Here is a 19,986-nt window from a genome sequence, read left to right as displayed (position 1 = left end):
GATGAAGCAAACCTCAATAGCCACTTTAATGCTTTGCGGAGCTCTGATACTGAGCTCCTCCAGCCCTTCTTCGGCGCAAGCGACCGCGCCGATCTCGCAGTCCGAAACATTGCCCGAAAACATGTCGGTATTCATACGTACGATGACGGCTAAGCACGGCTTCGACAAAAACAAACTGAATACATTATTCCGGTCGGTCGAATTGCAACCGCGCATCATTGAGGCCATCACACGTCCTGCCGAAGCGATGCCCTGGTACAAATACCGGAAAATATTCATGACCGAAGCGCGCATCGAAGGCGGCGTTAAATTTATGCAAGATAATGCTTCGGCCTTGGCCGTTACACAACAAAAATACGGTGTCCCGCCTGAAATCATCACGGCGATCATCGGCGTCGAGACTTCCTACGGTAAAAATACCGGCAGCTACCGGGTCATCGATGCCTTGTCGACATTGGCTTTCAATTACCCGAAACGGAGCCCGTTTTTCACCGGCGAGCTTGAAAACTTTTTATTGTTGTGTCGCGAGGAACACATCGATCCGTTACAACCGACGGGATCTTATGCCGGCGCAATGGGCATCCCGCAATTCATGCCGAGCAGTTTTCGCAGCTATGCTGCCGATTTCGAAGGAGACTATCACCGCGACATCTGGAACAATCCGGCCGATGCCATTGCCAGCGTCGGCAATTATTTTTACAAACATCACTGGCAACGCGGGCAACCAGTAGCTTTTCAAGCGGCCGTGCAGGGCAACGCTTACCGCAAAGCTCTTGGGGGAGATCTGAAACCGGACCGTACTATAGTCCAACTTAAGGCCTTAAATGTCGAATCGATAGAAACTGCGAGCCCCAACCAGAAAGCCAAACTCCTTGCTTTCGAACTGGAGCAAGGAGAAGAACTATGGCTAGGCTTGGACAACTTCTACGTCATCACCCGTTACAACCATAGCCCTCTCTATGCCATGGCGGTTTATCAGCTCAGCCGCGCGATTGCCGAACACTCGGAAACACCAAAGATAAGCGCCGGTCTACCGGATAACCCAACTGCCGCCCCTCCCCTCCAGGAAAGCGGCCAGAAGGTCGCCATCTATATACAACTGGGTGCTTTCGGTAATGAAGCCAACGCTCAAGCTTTACGCAAAAAAGTCGCCGAACACAGCCTCCTGCCGCTACCCAAAATTAAACCCGTCACTCAAAACGGAACGACGCTTCACAAAGTGCAAATCGGCCCGTTCAAATCCGCCGAAGATGCCGAACGGTTGAACGCCAAACTGAATGAAATCGGCATCGATCAGACACAGTATATCGTCGAAAGCATCGGAAATTAACCAATCACTGTTACAATATGATCTTCTGTTTTTGTATGCTCACACCGCGAATAATGACCTCCTCAAAAGTTTACCTCAGCCTGATTGTTTATCTATTTTTTAGCTTATTGCAAACGGCAAACGCGGCTTCCGATAAGACCGATCCGATCATGATTCCTTCGCCGCCGAGTATCGCCGCGAGCAGCTATATTTTGCTCGATGCCGATAGCGGCAAAGTGCTTGGCGAAAACAATGCCGACGTCAAACTCCCCCCCGCCAGTCTGACCAAAATCATGGCCGTTTATGTCGTATTCACCGAATTGAGTAAAGGCCATCTGAGCCTGAACGAAAATGTCTCGGTTAGTCAAAAGGCTTGGCGCACTCCCGGCTCGCGCATGTTCATCGACGTTAACAAGCAAGTCACGGTCGAAGAATTGCTTAAAGGCATCATCATTCAGTCGGGGAACGACGCGAGCGTCGCACTGGCCGAGCATATCGCCGGAGACGAAGCCACTTTCGCCGAAATGATGAACCAACAAGCCGCCATACTCGGCATGAACAACAGCCATTTCGTCAATAGCATGGGACTGCCCGACGACGACCATTACACGACCGCGCAAGACTTGGCTATTCTAACTCGCGCAATGATTCGTGAATTCCCTGATTACTATGCGTGGTTTTCGGAAAAAGAATATACCTACAATAAAATTACCCAACGCAATCGCAACAAGCTTCTTTGGCGCGACCCAAGCGTCGACGGCGTCAAAACGGGCCATACCGAAGCGGCCGGTTACTGCTTAGTCGCATCGGCGGTTCGCGATGGCATGCGTCTAATCTCTGTAGTCATGGGAACGAAAAGCGAACGCGCCCGTGCCAATGAAAACCAGTCCTTGTTGAATTACGGTTACCGTTTCTATGAAACCCATAGACTGTACAAGGGCAATGAAGCCTTGACCGAAACCCGCATTTGGAAAGGCGCGGATAAAAACTTGTCTTTAGGCCTAGCCGAAGACCTTTATGTCACGATCCCACGCCGCCATTACGAAGACTTGAAGGCTGTCATTAATTTTGAACAAAAAATCATCGCACCGGTCAACCAAGGCGACAATTTAGGCACCGTCAGTGTTACGCTGGCCGGCGAACCATTAATGGAAAAGAATCTGATCGCACTAACTACCGTAGAAAAAGGCAACTTAGTGCGCAAACTTTACGACACTGTTCTCATGCTGGTGAAATAAAAAATGAGCGATAACCCGACAGTTTATTTAAACGGCCAGTATCTTCCGCTCGATCAAGCCAAAATCTCAGTTCTTGACCGCGGTTTTCTATTCGGCGACGGCATTTACGAAGTCATTCCGGCTTATGCCGGGCGCTTATTCCGCCTCTCTGAACACATCGACCGTCTCGAAGCCAGCCTGAAAAGCATTCGCCTAAATAGCCCTCACAGCCGCGAGCAATGGGCCGATATTTTAGAGCCGCTGCTCGAACCGGGACAGGATCAATACATTTATCTGCAAATCACACGCGGCGTAGCGCCGAAACGTGACCATGCATTCCCCGAGCATATCGAGCCAACCGTATTCGCCATGTGTTCGCCTATCGTGCCCTTAAGCGGCCGCGACAGTGGCGTCAAAGCCATCACGCTTGACGACACCCGCTGGGCATTATGTCATATCAAGGCTATTACCTTATTAGCCAACATTTTGCTTAGACAAAAAGCCGTCGACCAAGGCTGTACCGAAGCGGTACTGGTCAAGGACGGCTACGTCACCGAAGGCGCGGCCAGCAATATTTTCGCGGTCCTCGACGGCATTCTGGTGACGCCGCCGAAAGGCGAAGAAATTTTGCCCGGCATCACCCGCGATGTCATCCTGGAACTCGCGAGAACCAATGATATCGCCTATAGCGAAGATATTATTTCGCTCGAAGCCCTGAAAACCGCGGACGAAATCTGGCTTACCAGTTCGACCCGAGAAATCATTCCAGTCGTCGAACTCGACTCGGAACCGGTCTCGGACGGTAAACCGGGACCGATTTGGCAAAAAATGCATCACCTTTATCAAGAGTTCAAGAAAGCCCAATCATGAGCGAACAAGAAGATATATTGAAATTCCCCTGCCGCTTTCCAATCAAAGCGATGGGCATGAACAGCATTGAATTAGATATTCATGTCGTCGAAATCATTCGGCGCCATGTCAACGACCTTAACGAAGGCGCAGTCACATCGCGCCCCAGTAAAGGCGGAAAGTACACTTCAGTAACCGTCACTATCACCGCGACCAGCAAACAACAACTGGATGCGATTTATCAGGATTTAACCGACTCACCGCTCGTGTTGATGGCTTTATAGTGCTAAACGAATCACGTTTTCCAATGAAGACTTTCCATGAAGTATCATTGACGGCAGTGATAATGAAGAATATCGGCGATAATTCCTATCCCTATAATCAGCGCTCCATTGCATAAGATAACACGATGACACTGGCGATCCGCAACCTCGGCCTGCAACCCTACGAAGGGGTTTGGCGCGACATGCAAACGTTCACGCAGCAACGCGCCCCCCATACTCCGGACGAACTGTGGATCGTCGAACATCCGCCGGTTTATACGCTCGGTTTGAACGGCAAACGCGAACACCTCTTGCAAGCCTGCGATATTCCCGTCGTGCAAACCGATCGAGGCGGACAGGTCACCTACCACGGCCCGGGACAACTGGTACTATATACATTGTTGGACATCAAGCGCTTGAACCTGGGTATCCGAGCACTGGTCACGACGCTCGAGCAAGCAATCATAGAAACGCTGGCCCAATATGGCATCCGAGCATCGTCGCTAGCCGACAAACCCGGCGTTTATGTCGCGGACAAAAAAATCGGCTCAATCGGACTACGGGTAAAAAAAAACTGCAGCTATCACGGACTGAGCTTGAATAACCACATGGACTTAAGACCATTCGACCGAATCAACACTTGCGGCTACGCCGACATGCAAGTCACGCAATTAGCCGACTTCGGCATCGAAATCGAAACTAGCGAACTGGCCGTGCCGGTCGCTCACGCCATCACTCAGGCAATATCACGATGACTTTACAAGCCCCTTCACGAAACACGCCGGAGTCGCATCAACGCAACTCCGTCAAACTCTCTCGAATCCCGGTCAAAGTCGAACCGGCTGCAGAACCGCTTCGCAAGCCTGATTGGATACGCATTAAAGTCTCGACGAACGAAGAAATCAACCGCATCAAAAAACTATTACGCGAAAACAATCTGCACACGGTCTGCGAAGAAGCCGCTTGCCCTAACCTCGGCGAATGTTTCAGCCACGGCACCGCGACCTTCATGATCATGGGCGATCTCTGCACTCGTCGCTGCCCTTTCTGCGACGTTGCGCACGGAAAACCAAAACCCCTCGATCAAAACGAACCGCTACATTTGGCGCAGACAATCAAGGCAATGAAGCTGAAGTATGTCGTGATTACCTCGGTCGACCGCGATGATTTGCGAGACGGCGGCGCCGGCCATTTCGCCGATTGTATCGCCGCAATTCGACAAGAAACGCCGACCACCAAAATTGAAATACTGGTTCCCGATTTTCGCGGTCGCCTCGACAAGGCTGTCGACATACTGAGCCGAGAGCCTTGCGATGTGTTCAATCACAACCTGGAAACCGTTCCGAGACTGTACCGAGAAGCGAGACCGGGCGCCGATTACCAAGGCTCGCTCGATCTGCTCAAACGTTATCACGAAGTCCGCCCGGAAACGCCGACCAAGTCCGGCATAATGCTGGGCCTCGGTGAGACGCACGACGAAGTCGTCGAAGTCATGAAAGACTTGATCGCTCACGGCTGTTCAATGTTGACACTGGGCCAATACCTACCGCCCAGCAAGGATCACCTACCGGTCAAGCGCTATTGGACGCCCGAGGAATTCGACGAACTGGCCGAAACGGCTTACGCACTCGGCTTCAAGCAAGTCGCCAGCGCGCCGCTGGTCCGCTCGTCCTATCACGCCGATCTGCAAGCCAAGTCGATGGTTTCGAACGATTGAAATGTAGGATGAATTGAGAAGATAGGTTTCACTGCGGTTCATCCATCCTACGACGCTTGTAAAATTATCCATTCACTACTTACGATTCACTATTCACCCCAATATGGACATCACTCAACGCATCGCCGAAGAATTAGCCGTCAACCCGAAACAAGTCAACGCCGCTATTGCATTATTGGATGAAGGCGCGACCGTGCCTTTCATCTCACGTTACCGCAAGGAGGTCACCGGCGGCCTTGACGACACGCAACTGCGTAACCTGGAAGAACGCCTGATTTATTTACGCGAGTTGAACGACCGGCGCGAAACCATTCTCGAAAGCATCAAATCGCAAGGCAAACTGACGCCCGATTTGGAAAAAGCTATCCTCGATGCCGACACCAAAACGCTGCTCGAAGATCTCTATCTACCGTACAAACCGAAACGCCGCACCAAAGCCCAGATTGCGCGCGAAGCCGGCCTCGAACCCTTGGCCGATGCGATACTGGACGACCGCAGCCTCATCCCGAATGAAGTCGCGCTTAGCTATATCGATCAAGATAAAGGCGTTCCCGATACCGCCGCCGCACTGGACGGCGCGCGCCAAATCATCATGGAACGCATTTCCGAAGACGCCGAACTGCTCTCCGAATTGCGCGAACGCATCTGGCAAAAAGGCATCATTCACTCGGCCGTCGTCGCCGGCAAAGAACAGGAAGCTGCTAAATTCAAGGACTACTTCGATTATCAGGAAGCGATCAACAAGATTCCATCGCACCGCGCGCTCGCCTTATTTCGAGGCCGCAACGAAGACTTGCTCAGCATCACATTGAAACCTGCCCGAGAAGACCAGTACGAACATCGTTTATGCGAACAATTCGTCGCAAAACGCTTGAATATCACCGACACCAACAGACCGGCCGACGCGTGGCTCGCAGAGACCGCGCGCTTCGCTTGGAAAATCAAATTATTCACACGCATCGATCTGGACCTGAAACTGCGGCTTCGCGAAGCCGCAGAACTTGAAGCGATCAGGGTATTCGCAAGCAACTTACGGGATTTGTTACTCGCCGCACCGGCCGGCCCGAAGGCGACGATGGGCCTCGATCCGGGCATCCGCACCGGCGTTAAGGTCGCGATCGTCGACCCGACCGGAAAATTGCTCGCAACCGAAACAATCTATCCACTTCAACCGCGCAATCAATGGGATCAGTCTATCGACACATTAGCCCGACTGATCGCGCAACATCGAGTCGATTTGGTTAGCATCGGCAACGGCACCGGCTCGCGCGAGACCGATCAACTGGTCGGCGATTTGATCAAGCGTCATCCGGAATTGAAAATCACCAAGTTGACCGTCTCGGAAGCCGGTGCGTCGGTTTATTCGGCATCGGAACTGGCCGCGAAAGAATTCCCCGATCTGGACGTCTCGCTCAGAGGCGCGGTCTCGATTGCGCGCCGCTTGCAAGACCCGCTCGCCGAACTGGTCAAGATCGATCCGAAATCGATCGGCGTCGGCCAATATCAGCACGATGTCAATCAAGCACAACTGGCTCGCATGCTCGACACCGTCGTCGAGGACTGCGTCAACGCGGTCGGCGTCGACGTCAATACCGCATCGGTCGCATTGCTCAAGCAGGTATCCGGCTTATCGGCCAGCGTGAGCGAAAACATCGTCGCGTTCCGCGATCAAAACGGCCCTTTCCAAAATCGCAAGCAATTGAAGAAAGTCCCTCGCCTCGGAGACAAAGCCTTCGAACAGGCGGCCGGTTTCTTACGCGTAATGAACGGCGACAATCCGCTTGACGCTTCCGCCGTGCATCCCGAAGCCTATCCTGTCGTCGAAGCGATCATTGGCGACACAGGCAAATCGGTTCGCGACTTGATCGGCCAAAGCGCTTATCTACGTTCATTGAACCCGGCCAACTACACCGACGATACCTTCGGCCTACCGACCGTGACCGATATTTTGCAAGAACTCGAAAAACCGGGACGCGACCCGCGCCCCGAATTCAAAAGCGTGCAATACAAGGAAGGTGTCGAAAAAATCACCGATCTGAAACCCGGAATGATGCTCGAAGGCGTCGTGACTAATGTCGCGAACTTCGGCGCTTTTGTCGATATCGGCGTACACCAGGACGGTCTGGTGCATATTTCGCATTTGGCCGATGTCTTCGTCAAAGACCCTCGCGATGTGGTCAAAACAGGCGACATGGTCAAGGTTAAAGTATTAGAAATCGATGTCCCCAGACAACGCATTTCGCTAACCATGAAAAAGGAAGAATCCAACGCGGAAATAAAGCCGGCACCTTCACCCCGCAAACCTGCCAAACAACCTCGGCAAGCACCGAGGCCTCAGGGCGCGATGGCCGACGCATTAGCCAAAGCGTTGAAAAAATAAACTTTAATTCCTCTGCTATACTGAAGCGAAAAATTAAATCAACCGGCAGGATTTGCTATGACATCATCTAATCGCACCATGATCCCAGTGCTACTGGTCAGTTTTTTGACCGCCTTCGCGCCCGAGTCTCAGGCTCAAAATACCCATCCCCGCGTTTGCGGCAGCTATGGCGAAATAGTCGGCCATAAAGCGCTTAATGCTTTCGGTAATCTGGGCGGCTCAATACTTGAATTACCGAAGAATGTCATCAACACATCGAATCAAAGCAACGTCTTTTACGGCTTCACCGGAGGCCTTTTTAAAGGCATCGTCAACATGGCAGGCCGGATAGGCGTCGGGATCGCCGACTTGGTAACGATTCCGCTTCCGACCAAACCCATCGCATATCCTCTCTATGTTTGGGATGATTTCGACATCGATACGACCTACGGCGAAGCTTACCGTCTCTACCAGTGCACGCCGCAACTGAAACCCATCGTCCAAGCCCCGGAACCGGAGCCCGTCATTGAGCCTGAACCGGCGGTATACACTCCGCAGCCTATAGAGACGCAGGAGGTCTATGAAGACACTTCACGAAAAATAGACCAGTTATTCAAAGAGGAAATGCATAAATAACGAAACCAGGCGGAACCGAACATAAACCCATCGTAGATCTAAATTCGGCACCGGGGTAACCGTCAAAGGACGCCGTGAATACATCCATGCAGGCATAGCCTTTGCCGATCACCCCGGCGCCTCCTTAAGCACTGCCGAAATTTGAAGAGCTAAGGCTATATATTCTTAGAGTACTGTATAAAAACGGGACTGAAATTTAAGCCGGCAACTCTTCTGACGAAGGCTTTAGCTTTACAGACGCAGACGCCTGAATATTAAGTAACTCTTCTTCAACGCCGGCGGCATGCGTCAATTCCGCAACATTTTGTTTAGTGAAAAAACCGTCGAAATCGCCAAATCGCTGCACATATTCAATGATTAACGACGAATGCTCCGAAGCACTTGAAAATATCTGCTTAATACCTTCTTCTCTCGAACCGATAACATCCAACAAAAACTTTTTTCCCTGACGAGAGATCTCACTCACCACGTAGTCGATATTTTCCATGCCATTATATTCGCCGTCATTAACACCGATCGCTAAATGATGCAGGCGAGGCCCGTAATTACGGACGAAGGTTTCGGTCGGCGATGGTAACTTTTCCAAGTGATTAACAAAATATGGCGTGTTGTTAGCCGTAAACACTTTTGCAGGACTATTAATCTCATCCGCAAAATGCACGCTTTTAGTCACATTGGTTGAAGAGTTTTGGTCTTTGATATCGTATGAACCCCAATAAAAATAACTCGACAGCGATAGCCATTCGAGAATCGCAGTTTCGCGATTCTGGCTATAAATACGTGTTGCCAAATGATCGATGGGATTCAATAACTTGTCGATACCGAGCTCTTCCTGCAGCTCCTTGGCTTGCCGATAAGCAGCTTGTACATCGTCTCGAATCCGGGAAAGCCCCAATGAATACACTCTGATCTGATCTTCCGGTCGCTCCATATAAGCGACAATATTATGGCTATAGGGTGAAGGCTTACTGATCGCCAAATTACCCGGCAGCTCCAATCGACGAATCTCATCTTGCGAAAAAAAGCGAAATTCACGCTCTTGTTGCAAACGCGTCACCTCGCTCATGTTTTCCACTCGAAGAATTTCACCCATATAACGACTGTTCGGCTTACTCGCACCAATTGGGTAGACTTCATTCAAGCTTCGAAAAATACCCATAGTCGATGGGTCTTTGACCTCTCTAATCAGCAGGTCGGGCGAACTCATGTCGATACGTAAAATATGCGTCCAATGAGATTCGCTTTCCAACGTCACGAGATAATGATAAGTCGTCATTAAGCAAAGTTCGCCGACATAGCGAATAGAGTGGCCAGGATCCACTGTGATCATTAGCGCGTCGATTTGCCCTATCATGTCGGTCAAACCGACACGATCCCGTTCGGTCAAAAGCTCGCGCAGATAATGTTCGAAAAAATCGGAATTCTCTTTGTCGCCGTGGCGTGGGAAAGAAAGTGATTTCATGGTATGTCTTCCTGAAATTTGTTCTTGCATCAGGCCGTTACCGGCCCATTAAACAAATTTATTAAGCACAAGACATACCATATCGCGAAAACACCTATTTTTATTCAATATCAATTACGTACAAAAAAATTCTCTGAAACTAACGATTTGTTTATGCGTCAAGATTGTGCATTAAAAGCAGCAATTCCCAATTTGGAGATCAAAAAGGGTGTGGGGTATACTTGGCGAGGATGTCGGCAGCAGGGCAGAAAAATGCTCCTGTATTTTCTGCATTCATTACATCCATGTAACTCAGCAATTGCCGAGGAGCAAAAATCTGCCCTGCCGCCGACGCCTGCCGGTCTAGCAACCGCACCCTCTTCGGAGCCGGTATTTTCTCTGCCGAGCTTCGTTTATCGAAAAATTAGATAAAGAGTCCAAATCTACGAACTTTCACAGTAAGGTACATGAAGATATTTGCACTAAGAAACGTTCACCTTATCTTTATTCCATACATGCCGGAATAACTCGGCTAAACAAAGAATAATCAATCCCGTAACGATCCCAATCAAACCTTCGTAAGCTTTCTCGTGCAAATCCAGATAACGCCATAATATGGCGGCCGCCAAGCCGCTCGCGACTGCAGCAAGACTCGCGAATTGAGTGGGCCGCATTCCCACGCATAGCACCAACAGCAAAGGCGCAAAGGCGCTTGCCAATCCGGACCATGCCATAATTACCAAGCTGAAAACACTATGATTATTTGCTAATGCACCGAGTAAAGCCAAGAATGTCACGACAACGGTTACTCCTTTGATCAAATACTGGTTTTCGATTTGATGCGGCAAGATATCGTGAGTCAACGCCGCCGAACAACTTAACACTACCGAATCGGCAGTAGACATAGTGGCCGCAAATAAACCCGCTAAAATCAAACCGACCATGGCTGGAGACAACAACTCCATGGCCATCGTCGGCAACGCCAACTCGGCATCGAAAGCCTCCGTATCGACCAGATAAATGCGGGAAAGTAGCCCTACGCCGGTGGCCGCCAAGTAAAACGCAATATACCAAAGGTAATACCATAAACGTGCTTTGTTCATACTGGTAGTATCGTCAAGCGTCATGAAACGCACCATGATATGGGGCTGACCGATGACCGACAATCCGGCAAAAAGCCAACTGATTGCGAATAATAAACCGCCGGCAATACCCGGCAAGGCCAAAGATTTGGGGAACCAGTCTAAAAAACCGTCAATTGCTTGCATTTGCATCAGGGTCGATTCGACTCCACCCAGCGACTGAGTCGCTGTAAACAACAACACACTCATTGCAACAATCATCACCATCGACTGCGCAGCATCCGTCCAGATAGAAGCTCGAATACCGCCCGCGAAACAATACAAGGTAACCAATATGCTACCCATAACCGCCCCAGCCCAAGAAGGCCATCCGAAAAGCACATGCAATGCCTTACTACCGGCGACCAGTTGCGCGCTGGCGTAAGCCAATAGAAAAACCAACGAAATCAAACCTATAACACGTTGCAGCGCCGGCTGATTTCCCCCTGCGCTCCAGACGCTAAGCACGCCGGCGTAACTGACTTCACCGGTGGTTGTGGCCGCGTCCTTAAGTCGTTTGTGCACCAATAGCGATGCTAAAAAATCTCCGGTAATCCAACCTATCATTAACCAAATGGCGGCGAGCCCTGAGACATAGGTATAACCGATAACTCCGATGAACATATAGCCACTATTATTCGTGGCCACCGCCGATAAACCAACCAGCCAAGGTTTAATATTGCCGCTGGCCAGGTAATAATCCTGCTTGGTGCCACGGCTTTGCCAATAGGACGCCAAGCCAATCAGCGTAAATAGCAGTAAAAAAAAACTAAACGAGAGAACCATTAATATTCCTATCTGATCGATAAATCTTATAATTTTTTCAGGAAGTGCGGGGAGTGGAGAGAGAGGTGGAGCGGCATGAAGGGAGAAATGCCGTATAAGGAAATGTCGCTAAGGGTTTCACAAATTGCTTCCTGCAACTATGAGGTTTGTAGCGGATTCGGTAACTCGCTTGGCAGGACGCAGTGAATACGTCTTTGCGGGCTTGACGACGGAATCTGATTGCCATGGATGGCGTGAATGCAGATTTTGCAGGAGCAAAAATCTGCCCTGCCGCCGACACCTGTCAATCGATACCCATCGCACTTCAAATTTCGGAATTGACGCATGGAGGCGCCGGGGTGTTCGGCAAAGGCTTTGACAGCAGGGATGCTATCACAGAGCCTACATGGACGTATTCACGGCGTCCTTTGACGGACCCTCCGGCGCCGAAATTTGACCAGCAAAGGGAAGAACAGCCGCCCTCTAAAATAGAGAATCTATTTACGACCAAATCCTAAGCTCTGTTACGAACACCATCAGAATTGGGTTCAGCAAATGAAGACAGGGTTTAATGAGTATTATCTTCGCTGGGCAACAACTCGATAAACGGCTCAAAGTCTTTTAACGCTTCCAAGGCAGGGTCATCGGCAAACTTATCGCGATAATCCTCGGTGCGCTCCAAGGCCTCGGATAAACAGTTAACGGCCTCTTCATATTGATTCAATGCGGTGTACGCACAAGCCAATTGGTAAAAAGCATGGCCGTTTTCAGGGTCGCTTTTCAACGCTTGCTGACATAAATTGACGGCCCACTGCGGTTCGCCCATGTCGAGCACCGCATCGGCCTTATAAGTCAATGCTTCGCAATCCTCAGGACGCAATTTTAAAATTTGATCGTAGATGGCGATTTTATTGGCCAAGCTGCTTGCTTGTCCTGCCCTGAGCCACAGCGATTGCACATCTTGCGTCCGCTCGATATCCTCGCCGATTTTCTCAATCAATTGAGCTTCTTTGTTGAGCTGTTGCTCGACAATTGCCAAGCGCTCTTCGTATTCATGGACTAGTTTCGATACTTTCTTATCCGCCATGGACTGCACACGCTCTTTAATATCTCTAAGCGAGGTCCAACCCAGCAACACCAAAATGGTACTAGCACCGGCAATCAAGTAGAAAAAATAAGTGACCGTGTTAGTGGCGTAAGTAACGCCTCTATCGACCGAGCTGAGCTCTCTATCCACAATTTGCTGAATCAGCTCATTTCTTTGCGTAGCCATGTCCGTACGCAATTGCTTGAGCTCATCCAGCATATAGCGCTCGATGAATGGGCTATATAAAGGCTTATCCAAAGATTCAATTGCATCTAACCGCTCTTGAACCTCTCTCTCATTGTCGACAAGCTCAGCCAACGCAAAACAAGGCGCAAGCAGGATCAACACCATTAATATTCTAAGCATAAATCGATTCTTCGGGACAGTAGCCATAAAAGGCCTCGGCAATGAGACTTGGTTTAGCAGTTAAAGAACTCATGTCTCGATAGGCTGGCTATATATGATACGACCTAATTAACATGAAGAATCTATAATCCCCCCGTATCATCAAAGTGCTCAAGGGATGGTTAGTGTGCGATTACTCGCCAGACAGAACACAGTGAACCCAAGCAGCATAAACACGCTGAATAGTTACGACGAAAGTAGAGTTGCTATTCGCCTTAGGATTTGGCCGTAAATAACTTCCCTATTTTAAGGAGGGTTCGGTTGCTCGATTGGCAGGTGTCGACGGCAGGGCAGATTTTTGCTCCTGCAAAATCTGCATTCACGCCATCCATGACGTTTGCAGATTTTTGCTCCTGCAAAATCTGCATTCACGCCATCCATGGCGTTTGCAGATTTTTGCTCCTCGGCAATTGCTGAGTTACATGGATGTAATGAATGCAGAAAATGCAGGAGCATTTTTCTGCCCTGCATCGCCTAAAGCGCCTACTGTTGGAGCCCTAATACACGCCACCCATGGCGTAATGCAAAATCTGCATTCATGCCATCCATGGCAATCAGTCGCCGCCGTCAAGCCTACACGAACGTATTCACGGCGTCCTGCCAAGCCGAGTGACCGAACCCTCAACAAGGCTCAATAGTTCCACTAGGACGTTATTTATCAAGAAATCCTTAGTCAGCTACAGATTCAGCTGTCAGCTCGTAGGCACCTTCCGCATTATGAACTTCTTTGCCATTCAGTGGCGGATTGAAGACGCAGGCCATCTTCATCTCCTTGAAAGCACGCAGGACATGTTTGTCGTGTTGATCGAGAATATAAAGTGTTCCCGGATGAATCGGATAAACTTTACCATCATCAAGAGTCTGTACTTCACCCTCTCCCGACATACAGTACACGGATTCCAAATGGTTTTGGTAATGCATTTGAAAATCCGCGCCTTCGTATATCGTCGTGACGTGAAAGGAGAACCCCATTTTGTCGTCTTTCAATAGCAAACGAGTGCTCTCCCAGTTACTATCCGGAGAAACAATACGGCGTTCGGTTTTATTGGCTTCGTCTAATCGTCTAACTATCATAATTGAAGTATTGTGTTACTAATGTTTGATGGCGCATTTGGCCGACGAGTTTTCTCGTAAGGAATACAAGGCATACCTTACCTAACTTTTTTAGGCTTTGGCCATGATCGGTAAGAAATGCTTAACAAGCGGTAAAAAATTAGGCAACCACCTCATAACCAAGCATTATTTACCATGAAAACCATGAACATAGTCAAGAAAAGAGCATATAAATCAATAAACTAATTTCATAAAACTTCATGCTCTTCATGGCTTCTTCGCTATGCCAAGGCTGAATGTCTGCGCTGCATGGACCCAGAATTAACTGGCCATTTTGTATTCCGCTTCAAAATAGTTTTTTTCTTGAGGAATGGAACTTTCCTTGGCGCAAATCTCCTTAATCGATTGCTCGACAATATCGATGCCTTTCTTCAGATTGTCTTCGCCTATCGTTAACGGACATAAGAACTTAACGACATGATCTTCAGCGCCGCTGGTTTCAATAATCAAACCCAGCTGAAAAGCCCGACGCGTAATTTTTCCGGCAATATCGCCATTGACGCAATTGATCCCTTGAAACATACCGCGTCCACGCGTGGTAAAATTGCCTTCGCCGTATTTTTCAACGATGGCATTGAGACGCTCTGAAACATACTCGCCCTTTGCTTTGACTTGCTCGGAAAAAGCGTTGTCTGACCAATAATGATCAATAGCCGCTTTCGCGGTAACAAAGGCAAAATTATTCCCGCGGAATGTCCCGTTATGTTCGCCGGGCTTCCATTGATCGAGCTCCGGTCTTATCAGCACCACGGCAAAAGGTAAGCCGTAACCGCCGAGCGACTTGGACAACGTCACGATATCCGGATAAATTCCGGCTTCTTCAAAACTAAAATACGTCCCGGTACGTCCGCAGCCCGCTTGAATATCATCGATAATCAACAAAACATCATGCTTTTTACACACCTTGTCCAGATTTTTTAGCCATTCAAAGCCCGCAACATTAATTCCGCCTTCACCTTGTACGGTCTCGACAATCACTGCGGCCGGCAGATCGATACCGCTACTGGAATCCGAAAGCACCTTATCCAAATAGGCGGTCGTATCGATCTCGTCGCCTAAGTAACCGTCATATGGCATTCGACTGGAGCCGTTTAAACTCACGCCGGCCGCGCCCCGATGATGCGAATTACCGGTTGTTGCCAAAGAGCCGAGACTCACGCCATGAAAGCCATTGGTAAACGAAATCACGTTTTCCCGTCCGGTCACGTTTCGCGCTAATTTCAGAGCCGCTTCAACCGCGTTGGTACCGGTGGGACCGGTAAACTGCATCACATATTCCAAGCCTCTCGGCTTGAGAATTTTCTCATTGAAAGCTTCCAAAAACTCGCCCTTGGCCTTGGTATGCAAATCCAAGCCATGGGTAATGCCATCGCTATGGATATAGTCCAAAAGCTTCTCTTTGAATATCGGATTATTGTGTCCGTAATTTAACGTTCCGGCTCCCGCGAGAAAGTCGATATATTGGTTTCCTTCCTCGTCATAAAGGAATTCTCCCGTTGCTTTGTTAAATATACGCGGAAATGAGCGCGCGTAACTTTGTACTTCGGATTCGATCTCTTCAAAAATTTTCATAATCGTTTTCCCCTTTATATTGTTGGGCAGGTGTGTCAATCGGCTATCAAGCCATGTTGAACGGGCCAATTTTGACCAGCATTTCGGAATCGTGTTGTCCATCGAAATGCCGGTCTCGATCAAACAGCGTCGAACTGACAAGTTCCGCATTCAACTGCTTGGCCAAGCGCTCAAAAAGCGCCCACGAAGCCCGGTTAGGTGGATTAATGGTGGTTTCGACGAAAGATACCTTGGCGCACTGAGGCCGGGTGAGGAGGTGCCGTAACATTTTGCCGGCAAGGCCCTGTCCACGAGCCGATTCGCCAACGGCAACTTGCCAAATGAACAATGTATCGGTGCTACTAGGAATAAGATATCCGGAAACAAAACCGACTAAATCGCCTTGATGAGATGCGGCAACCGAGGTATCCGCAAAGTGACTGCATTGTAATAAATTGCAATAGATGGAATTAGGATCCAAGGGTGGACATTGCGCAACCAAACGATGGACAGCCATGCCGTCCTCGGACGTCGGAATACGCAAATCTAGTGTTTTTAACATAATGGTTTATATAAGCTCCACGCATTTATTATTAATAACACTAAACATATTTAATATAAAATCCTTAATGAATCCTGTGTGGATTACTATTTTCATGGACTATATAACTCTTTGCTGGTCAAATTTCGGCGCCGGGGTGTCCGTCAAAGGACGCCGTGAAACGTCCATGTAGGCCCTGTGACAGCATACCTGCTGTCAAAACCTTTGCCGAACACCCCGGCGCCTCCATACGTCAATGCCGAAATTTGAAGTGCGATGGGTATAGTTGATACAAGTCAATGAAGAGGCAATAATGCTTAGCGAAATATGCATAGTACACTAAACATTACGATCAATCAACCAAGCCTCGAAACCCACCTCTTGACAAGCTCATTTTTTTATATATTTATCAACATTTTATGACTCGAAATGACATGCCGCATAAATCTAGCCGTTACCCTCCTTATTCAATCGGAGTTGAGTGCTCATGACAAAAACCATCAACCTAAATTCGCAGCTCAACCATGAAGCACATAAAGTTAATGGTGAAATGCTTTTTCTACTCCCTTTTGATTGAAAAACCGCCTAAGAATAAAAGATATGGGATGTGTCTATCGAGGACTGCCGAGACCCCATCCATGGAGGCTTGGAGTGCGCTTGGCGAGAATATCGGCAGCCGGGCAGTTGCCGCAAAGCCTACTACCTGTAGAAGTTATTTTGTTCATACTCCTAAACTATCGGTTTATTCGTGAACTCGTTTTATAATTCCCGCTTCGCACACTATAAAGAAGATATTCCTGTTGAATCGAATTGAAGAAGTACTCATCGCACTGCGCCGAGTCATCCGAGCGACGGACCTACACTCAAAACACCTAGCCAAAACCACCGGATTGACAGCGCCCCAAATCTTGCTCTTACAAACCATTCGCGATAAAGGCGAGTTGACTATCGGGGAAATCGCCCAATGCATGAGCCTAAGCCAAGCGACCGTAACAACGATTCTCGACCGCTTGGAAAAAAGAAAATTGGTTTACCGCGAACGCTCCAAAGAGGATAAACGAAAAGTTCACGCTCATCTAAACCCGGAAGCCATTGAAACCCTCAAAAATGCCCCACCTCCTCTGCAAGACCAATTCACCCGTCAATTCGGCAATCTGCAGAAATGGGAACAAACCATGATTATTTCGGCGCTGCAACGTATCGCACAAATGATGGACGCCCAAGATTTGGACGCATCACCGGTACTGGATACCGGTAATCTGGACAAACAAGCCGAACCGGCTGAAAAATAGATTGGTAACGCCAAAGATGATGCACTGCTTACTTAAATTGAGGGACTTGAACCAACCGCAAAATCTTAAAATTAAAGCCCCTTTACTTTTTCAACAAAAACAACAAACCTAGCAGTGTCGTCAACAAGTAGGTAAACCCGAAGATAATCGATATTGCCGCACTCTCCTCTGCAGGTAAACCGGCAAACGATAAAACATATACGGAGAACATCTCTCTCGTCCCCCAATCCGAAATAGAAATAGGCAACAATGTCAACCCGGCGAAAATAAGCGGTAGCAATGTAAACAGCGTAAACGGCAGCTTCGGGTCGCCCAAACCGTAAGCCGCCAATAAAAAGCCAAGCATCAATAATAATTGAATCAACGACGATAACTCATAATGCGACTGCCCGAGACTCATTACGTCACTGATATTATTACGAGCCATCGCGGCTCGAATTTTCGTAGAAAGCACAGTTCTAAACAGAACGGCGCCCGCTATCGTTACTATCGCCAGGCCTTGCAGCAACGCAGCAGCCGAAATTATCTCGGCAAAGACCGGCCAATTAATCGGCAACGTCAGTAGCAGTATGAACACCAATGCAACCAGCCCCGATAAGCGGTCGAGCACTTGGCTGCCGATCAACGATTGAGTATCCCCATAATCTTGAAGTACTTTAAATCGAGCCACTTCGGAAAAAATCAAAGGCGGACCGATTTGGCCGCTTAACGCACCAATCCATATTGCTTTCAAATAATCCGCGTAAGTAGCCTCAACATTCAATTGCTGAGCGATGAGCCTCCATCGGTAAGCCATCAACATCAGCACGGCAATATGACAAACCACCAAGAGCAATCCGAACACAGGATTAAAGCCACGCAAAGTTTGCCAGAGTAAATCGCTATCGGTTTTATTCAGGATGAAGATCAACAATCCGATAGCAACAAACCATCGGAAAATTACTGTTAGCCACTGTTTTGATTTATGCATCGTATCCAACCATCTTAAGAAAGAACCTGATTAGCAAGATGCTTCAGCTTACTGAAGCCAATTGTCCGAGCAGTGGCCAGTCGTAGCCACTTCTGCGGGACGGGTTATTTAACCCGTCCCCAACGTTTCGGTTTGCCCTAAACATTTCGGCTGACTTCGGCCAAAGTCAAAACGTTTAGGACGGGGTTGCAAACCCCGTCCTGCTTGGGATATACTGGTTTTTAGGCTTTAGCTGAAGAAACTTGCTAATCAGGAGAAAGAATACCCATCGTTCGCGATCAATGTACCGCAAGCTGTTCTCGCCGATTATCATTGCCCCGTCAAGCAAAGCGCTTCTTTACACAAGCGGTCAAAAATCATGAAGCTTTGCCCCCACGACCGACCCTGAAAAAATTGCCGCTTCCGGAATCTGCGCCGTAATTTCTCCTCGCTAATCAGCTTTGCCAAATGAGCGCGAAGCGCCCCGACATCATTTACAGCAAACAAAAAGCCGCTCACCCCATGCCGGACAATTTGCCCAGCCGCTCCGGTCTCGGAGCAAACGATCGGCAGACGCATCGCCGCCGCCTCGGCCAGGGCGATACCATAGGATTCATAATGGCTCGCCGAGACAAAGACATCCGAAATCCGCATCAAATCGCTGAGTTGTTCCGAAGTCAGCACACCTTCGTAACGAATGCGATCGAGTAGATTCATTTCGCCGGCAGAGTGCCAAAAACGTTGCGTATATTCCGCATCAACCCTATCGCTGCCACAGAAATGCCATTGCCACGACCACTCGGTCAAGCTGGCCAGCGCTTGAAGAATATCGAGATAGCCTTTTTCCGGCAATAAATTGGCTACCGTCAAAAATTGCACTATCGTACTGGTATTTTTTTGCACAGGTTCCGGCTTGAAAGCTTCGTCTATGCCTGGCTCGCATAAACCGACCGATTTGCTTGGAAACCGTTTTTGAATCTCGTCGATAACCGCTTGCCCGGTCGCAATAACAAAGCGCATCGACTCGATCGCTCGGCATTCAATCTCCCGCCAAACAGCCCGCTCGCGTGCTGTCGACAACGGATTCATAGACGGCAAATAATGACATAAAAGACAACAGGGACTGTTCTGCAGACTTTCAGCCATGCAGGCCAACTCTCGCCAGAACAGACTATCCCAAATCAACAACTCGAAATTTTCGTGCCATTCGGCCAGTCGTTCGCGATCGATAGCCGAGACAGTGACCGAATGCAACGGAAAACGGCACAGGCGCGCTTGATGTAGTATATTCCGGTTATAGAGATTGCCTCCCGAAATTTCGACGAGGGGTGGATGTAACAACGCTATCTTCATCACAACACTCCGAATAAA

Annotated in this window: 19 protein-coding genes; 10 read left to right on the top strand and 9 right to left on the bottom strand. The window is 48.9% G+C overall.

Annotated elements, in window-relative coordinates:
- Position 1 precedes the first annotated feature (1 nt).
- The 8 genes from mltB to EQU24_RS03645 all read left to right on the top strand — a co-directional run bounded on the left by mltB (position 2) and on the right by EQU24_RS03645 (position 8,350).
- On the top strand, positions 2–1,330 hold the full coding sequence (gene mltB, locus EQU24_RS03680) for a lytic murein transglycosylase B (RefSeq protein WP_017840790.1): 1,329 nt from the start codon (positions 2–4) through the stop codon (positions 1,328–1,330).
- 53 nt (positions 1,331–1,383) lie between these two features.
- Positions 1,384–2,547, top strand: coding sequence for a D-alanyl-D-alanine carboxypeptidase family protein (locus EQU24_RS03675; protein WP_017840791.1), 1,164 nt, complete (start codon positions 1,384–1,386; stop codon positions 2,545–2,547).
- A gap of 3 nt (positions 2,548–2,550) precedes the next feature.
- On the top strand, positions 2,551–3,396 hold the full coding sequence (locus tag EQU24_RS03670) for a D-amino acid aminotransferase (protein WP_017840792.1): 846 nt from the start codon (positions 2,551–2,553) through the stop codon (positions 3,394–3,396).
- Complete coding sequence (locus EQU24_RS03665) at positions 3,393–3,659, top strand: YbeD family protein (protein WP_017840793.1); 267 nt, start codon at positions 3,393–3,395, stop codon at positions 3,657–3,659. Before EQU24_RS03670 ends, EQU24_RS03665 begins: the two co-directional genes overlap by 4 nt.
- A gap of 125 nt (positions 3,660–3,784) precedes the next feature.
- A complete protein-coding gene (gene lipB / locus EQU24_RS03660; RefSeq protein WP_017840794.1) occupies positions 3,785–4,393 on the top strand; it encodes a lipoyl(octanoyl) transferase LipB in 609 nt (202 codons plus the stop codon).
- Positions 4,390–5,355 (top strand): lipoyl synthase, encoded by a 966-nt coding sequence (lipA, locus tag EQU24_RS03655; RefSeq protein WP_017840795.1) that lies wholly within the window; start codon positions 4,390–4,392, stop codon positions 5,353–5,355. The genes lipB and lipA overlap by 4 nt, the downstream gene beginning before the upstream one ends.
- A gap of 103 nt (positions 5,356–5,458) precedes the next feature.
- A complete protein-coding gene (locus EQU24_RS03650) occupies positions 5,459–7,735 on the top strand; it encodes a Tex family protein (RefSeq protein ID WP_017840796.1) in 2,277 nt (758 codons plus the stop codon).
- Between the two features lie 57 nt (positions 7,736–7,792).
- Positions 7,793–8,350, top strand: coding sequence for an exosortase system-associated protein, TIGR04073 family (locus EQU24_RS03645; RefSeq protein WP_026130176.1), 558 nt, complete (start codon positions 7,793–7,795; stop codon positions 8,348–8,350).
- A 196-nt stretch (positions 8,351–8,546) separates the two neighbouring features.
- Here the strand turns inward: EQU24_RS03645 and EQU24_RS03640 are convergent, their stop codons facing one another.
- A complete protein-coding gene (locus EQU24_RS03640) occupies positions 8,547–9,812 on the bottom strand; it encodes a hypothetical protein (RefSeq protein ID WP_017840798.1) in 1,266 nt (421 codons plus the stop codon).
- Between the two features lie 24 nt (positions 9,813–9,836).
- Between EQU24_RS03640 and EQU24_RS22245 the strand changes: the two genes are divergently transcribed.
- Positions 9,837–10,223, top strand: coding sequence for a hypothetical protein (locus EQU24_RS22245; RefSeq protein WP_175421642.1), 387 nt, complete (start codon positions 9,837–9,839; stop codon positions 10,221–10,223).
- 50 nt (positions 10,224–10,273) lie between these two features.
- Here the strand turns inward: EQU24_RS22245 and EQU24_RS03635 are convergent, their stop codons facing one another.
- From EQU24_RS03635 to ectA, 6 genes are all read right to left on the bottom strand, one after another.
- Entirely contained in the window at positions 10,274–11,698 is a 1,425-nt protein-coding gene (locus tag EQU24_RS03635; protein WP_017840800.1) for a sodium/proline symporter, read from the bottom strand.
- Between the two features lie 547 nt (positions 11,699–12,245).
- A complete protein-coding gene (locus EQU24_RS03625) occupies positions 12,246–13,130 on the bottom strand; it encodes a TPR end-of-group domain-containing protein (protein WP_026130177.1) in 885 nt (294 codons plus the stop codon).
- Positions 13,131–13,384: 254 nt separating this feature from the next.
- Complete coding sequence (locus EQU24_RS22240; RefSeq protein ID WP_017840803.1) at positions 13,385–13,537, bottom strand: hypothetical protein; 153 nt, start codon at positions 13,535–13,537, stop codon at positions 13,385–13,387.
- A 301-nt stretch (positions 13,538–13,838) separates the two neighbouring features.
- Positions 13,839–14,243: an ectoine synthase gene (locus tag EQU24_RS03620; RefSeq protein WP_017840804.1), complete on the bottom strand. Its 405-nt coding sequence runs from the start codon at positions 14,241–14,243 to the stop codon at positions 13,839–13,841.
- Between the two features lie 300 nt (positions 14,244–14,543).
- On the bottom strand, positions 14,544–15,854 hold the full coding sequence (gene ectB / locus EQU24_RS03615) for a diaminobutyrate--2-oxoglutarate transaminase (RefSeq protein ID WP_017840805.1): 1,311 nt from the start codon (positions 15,852–15,854) through the stop codon (positions 14,544–14,546).
- A 46-nt stretch (positions 15,855–15,900) separates the two neighbouring features.
- Positions 15,901–16,395, bottom strand: a complete 495-nt coding sequence (ectA, locus tag EQU24_RS03610; RefSeq protein ID WP_017840806.1) for a diaminobutyrate acetyltransferase — start codon at positions 16,393–16,395, stop codon at positions 15,901–15,903.
- A gap of 779 nt (positions 16,396–17,174) precedes the next feature.
- Between ectA and EQU24_RS03605 the strand changes: the two genes are divergently transcribed.
- Entirely contained in the window at positions 17,175–17,666 is a 492-nt protein-coding gene (locus EQU24_RS03605; protein ID WP_017840807.1) for a MarR family winged helix-turn-helix transcriptional regulator, read from the top strand.
- 82 nt (positions 17,667–17,748) lie between these two features.
- Here EQU24_RS03605 and EQU24_RS03600 read toward each other — a convergent pair whose 3' ends face one another.
- Positions 17,749–18,636 (bottom strand): lysylphosphatidylglycerol synthase transmembrane domain-containing protein, encoded by an 888-nt coding sequence (locus EQU24_RS03600; RefSeq protein WP_017840808.1) that lies wholly within the window; start codon positions 18,634–18,636, stop codon positions 17,749–17,751.
- Positions 18,637–18,945: 309 nt separating this feature from the next.
- Entirely contained in the window at positions 18,946–19,968 is a 1,023-nt protein-coding gene (locus EQU24_RS03595) for a glycosyltransferase family 4 protein (RefSeq protein WP_017840809.1), read from the bottom strand.
- Between the last annotated feature and the right edge of the window lie 18 nt (positions 19,969–19,986).

Source organism: Methylotuvimicrobium buryatense (genome assembly GCF_005931095.1).
GTDB lineage: Bacteria > Pseudomonadota > Gammaproteobacteria > Methylococcales > Methylomonadaceae > Methylotuvimicrobium > Methylotuvimicrobium buryatense.
The sequence above is the reverse complement of the archived record's forward strand: the minus strand, read 5'-3'. Positions and strand labels throughout refer to the sequence as shown.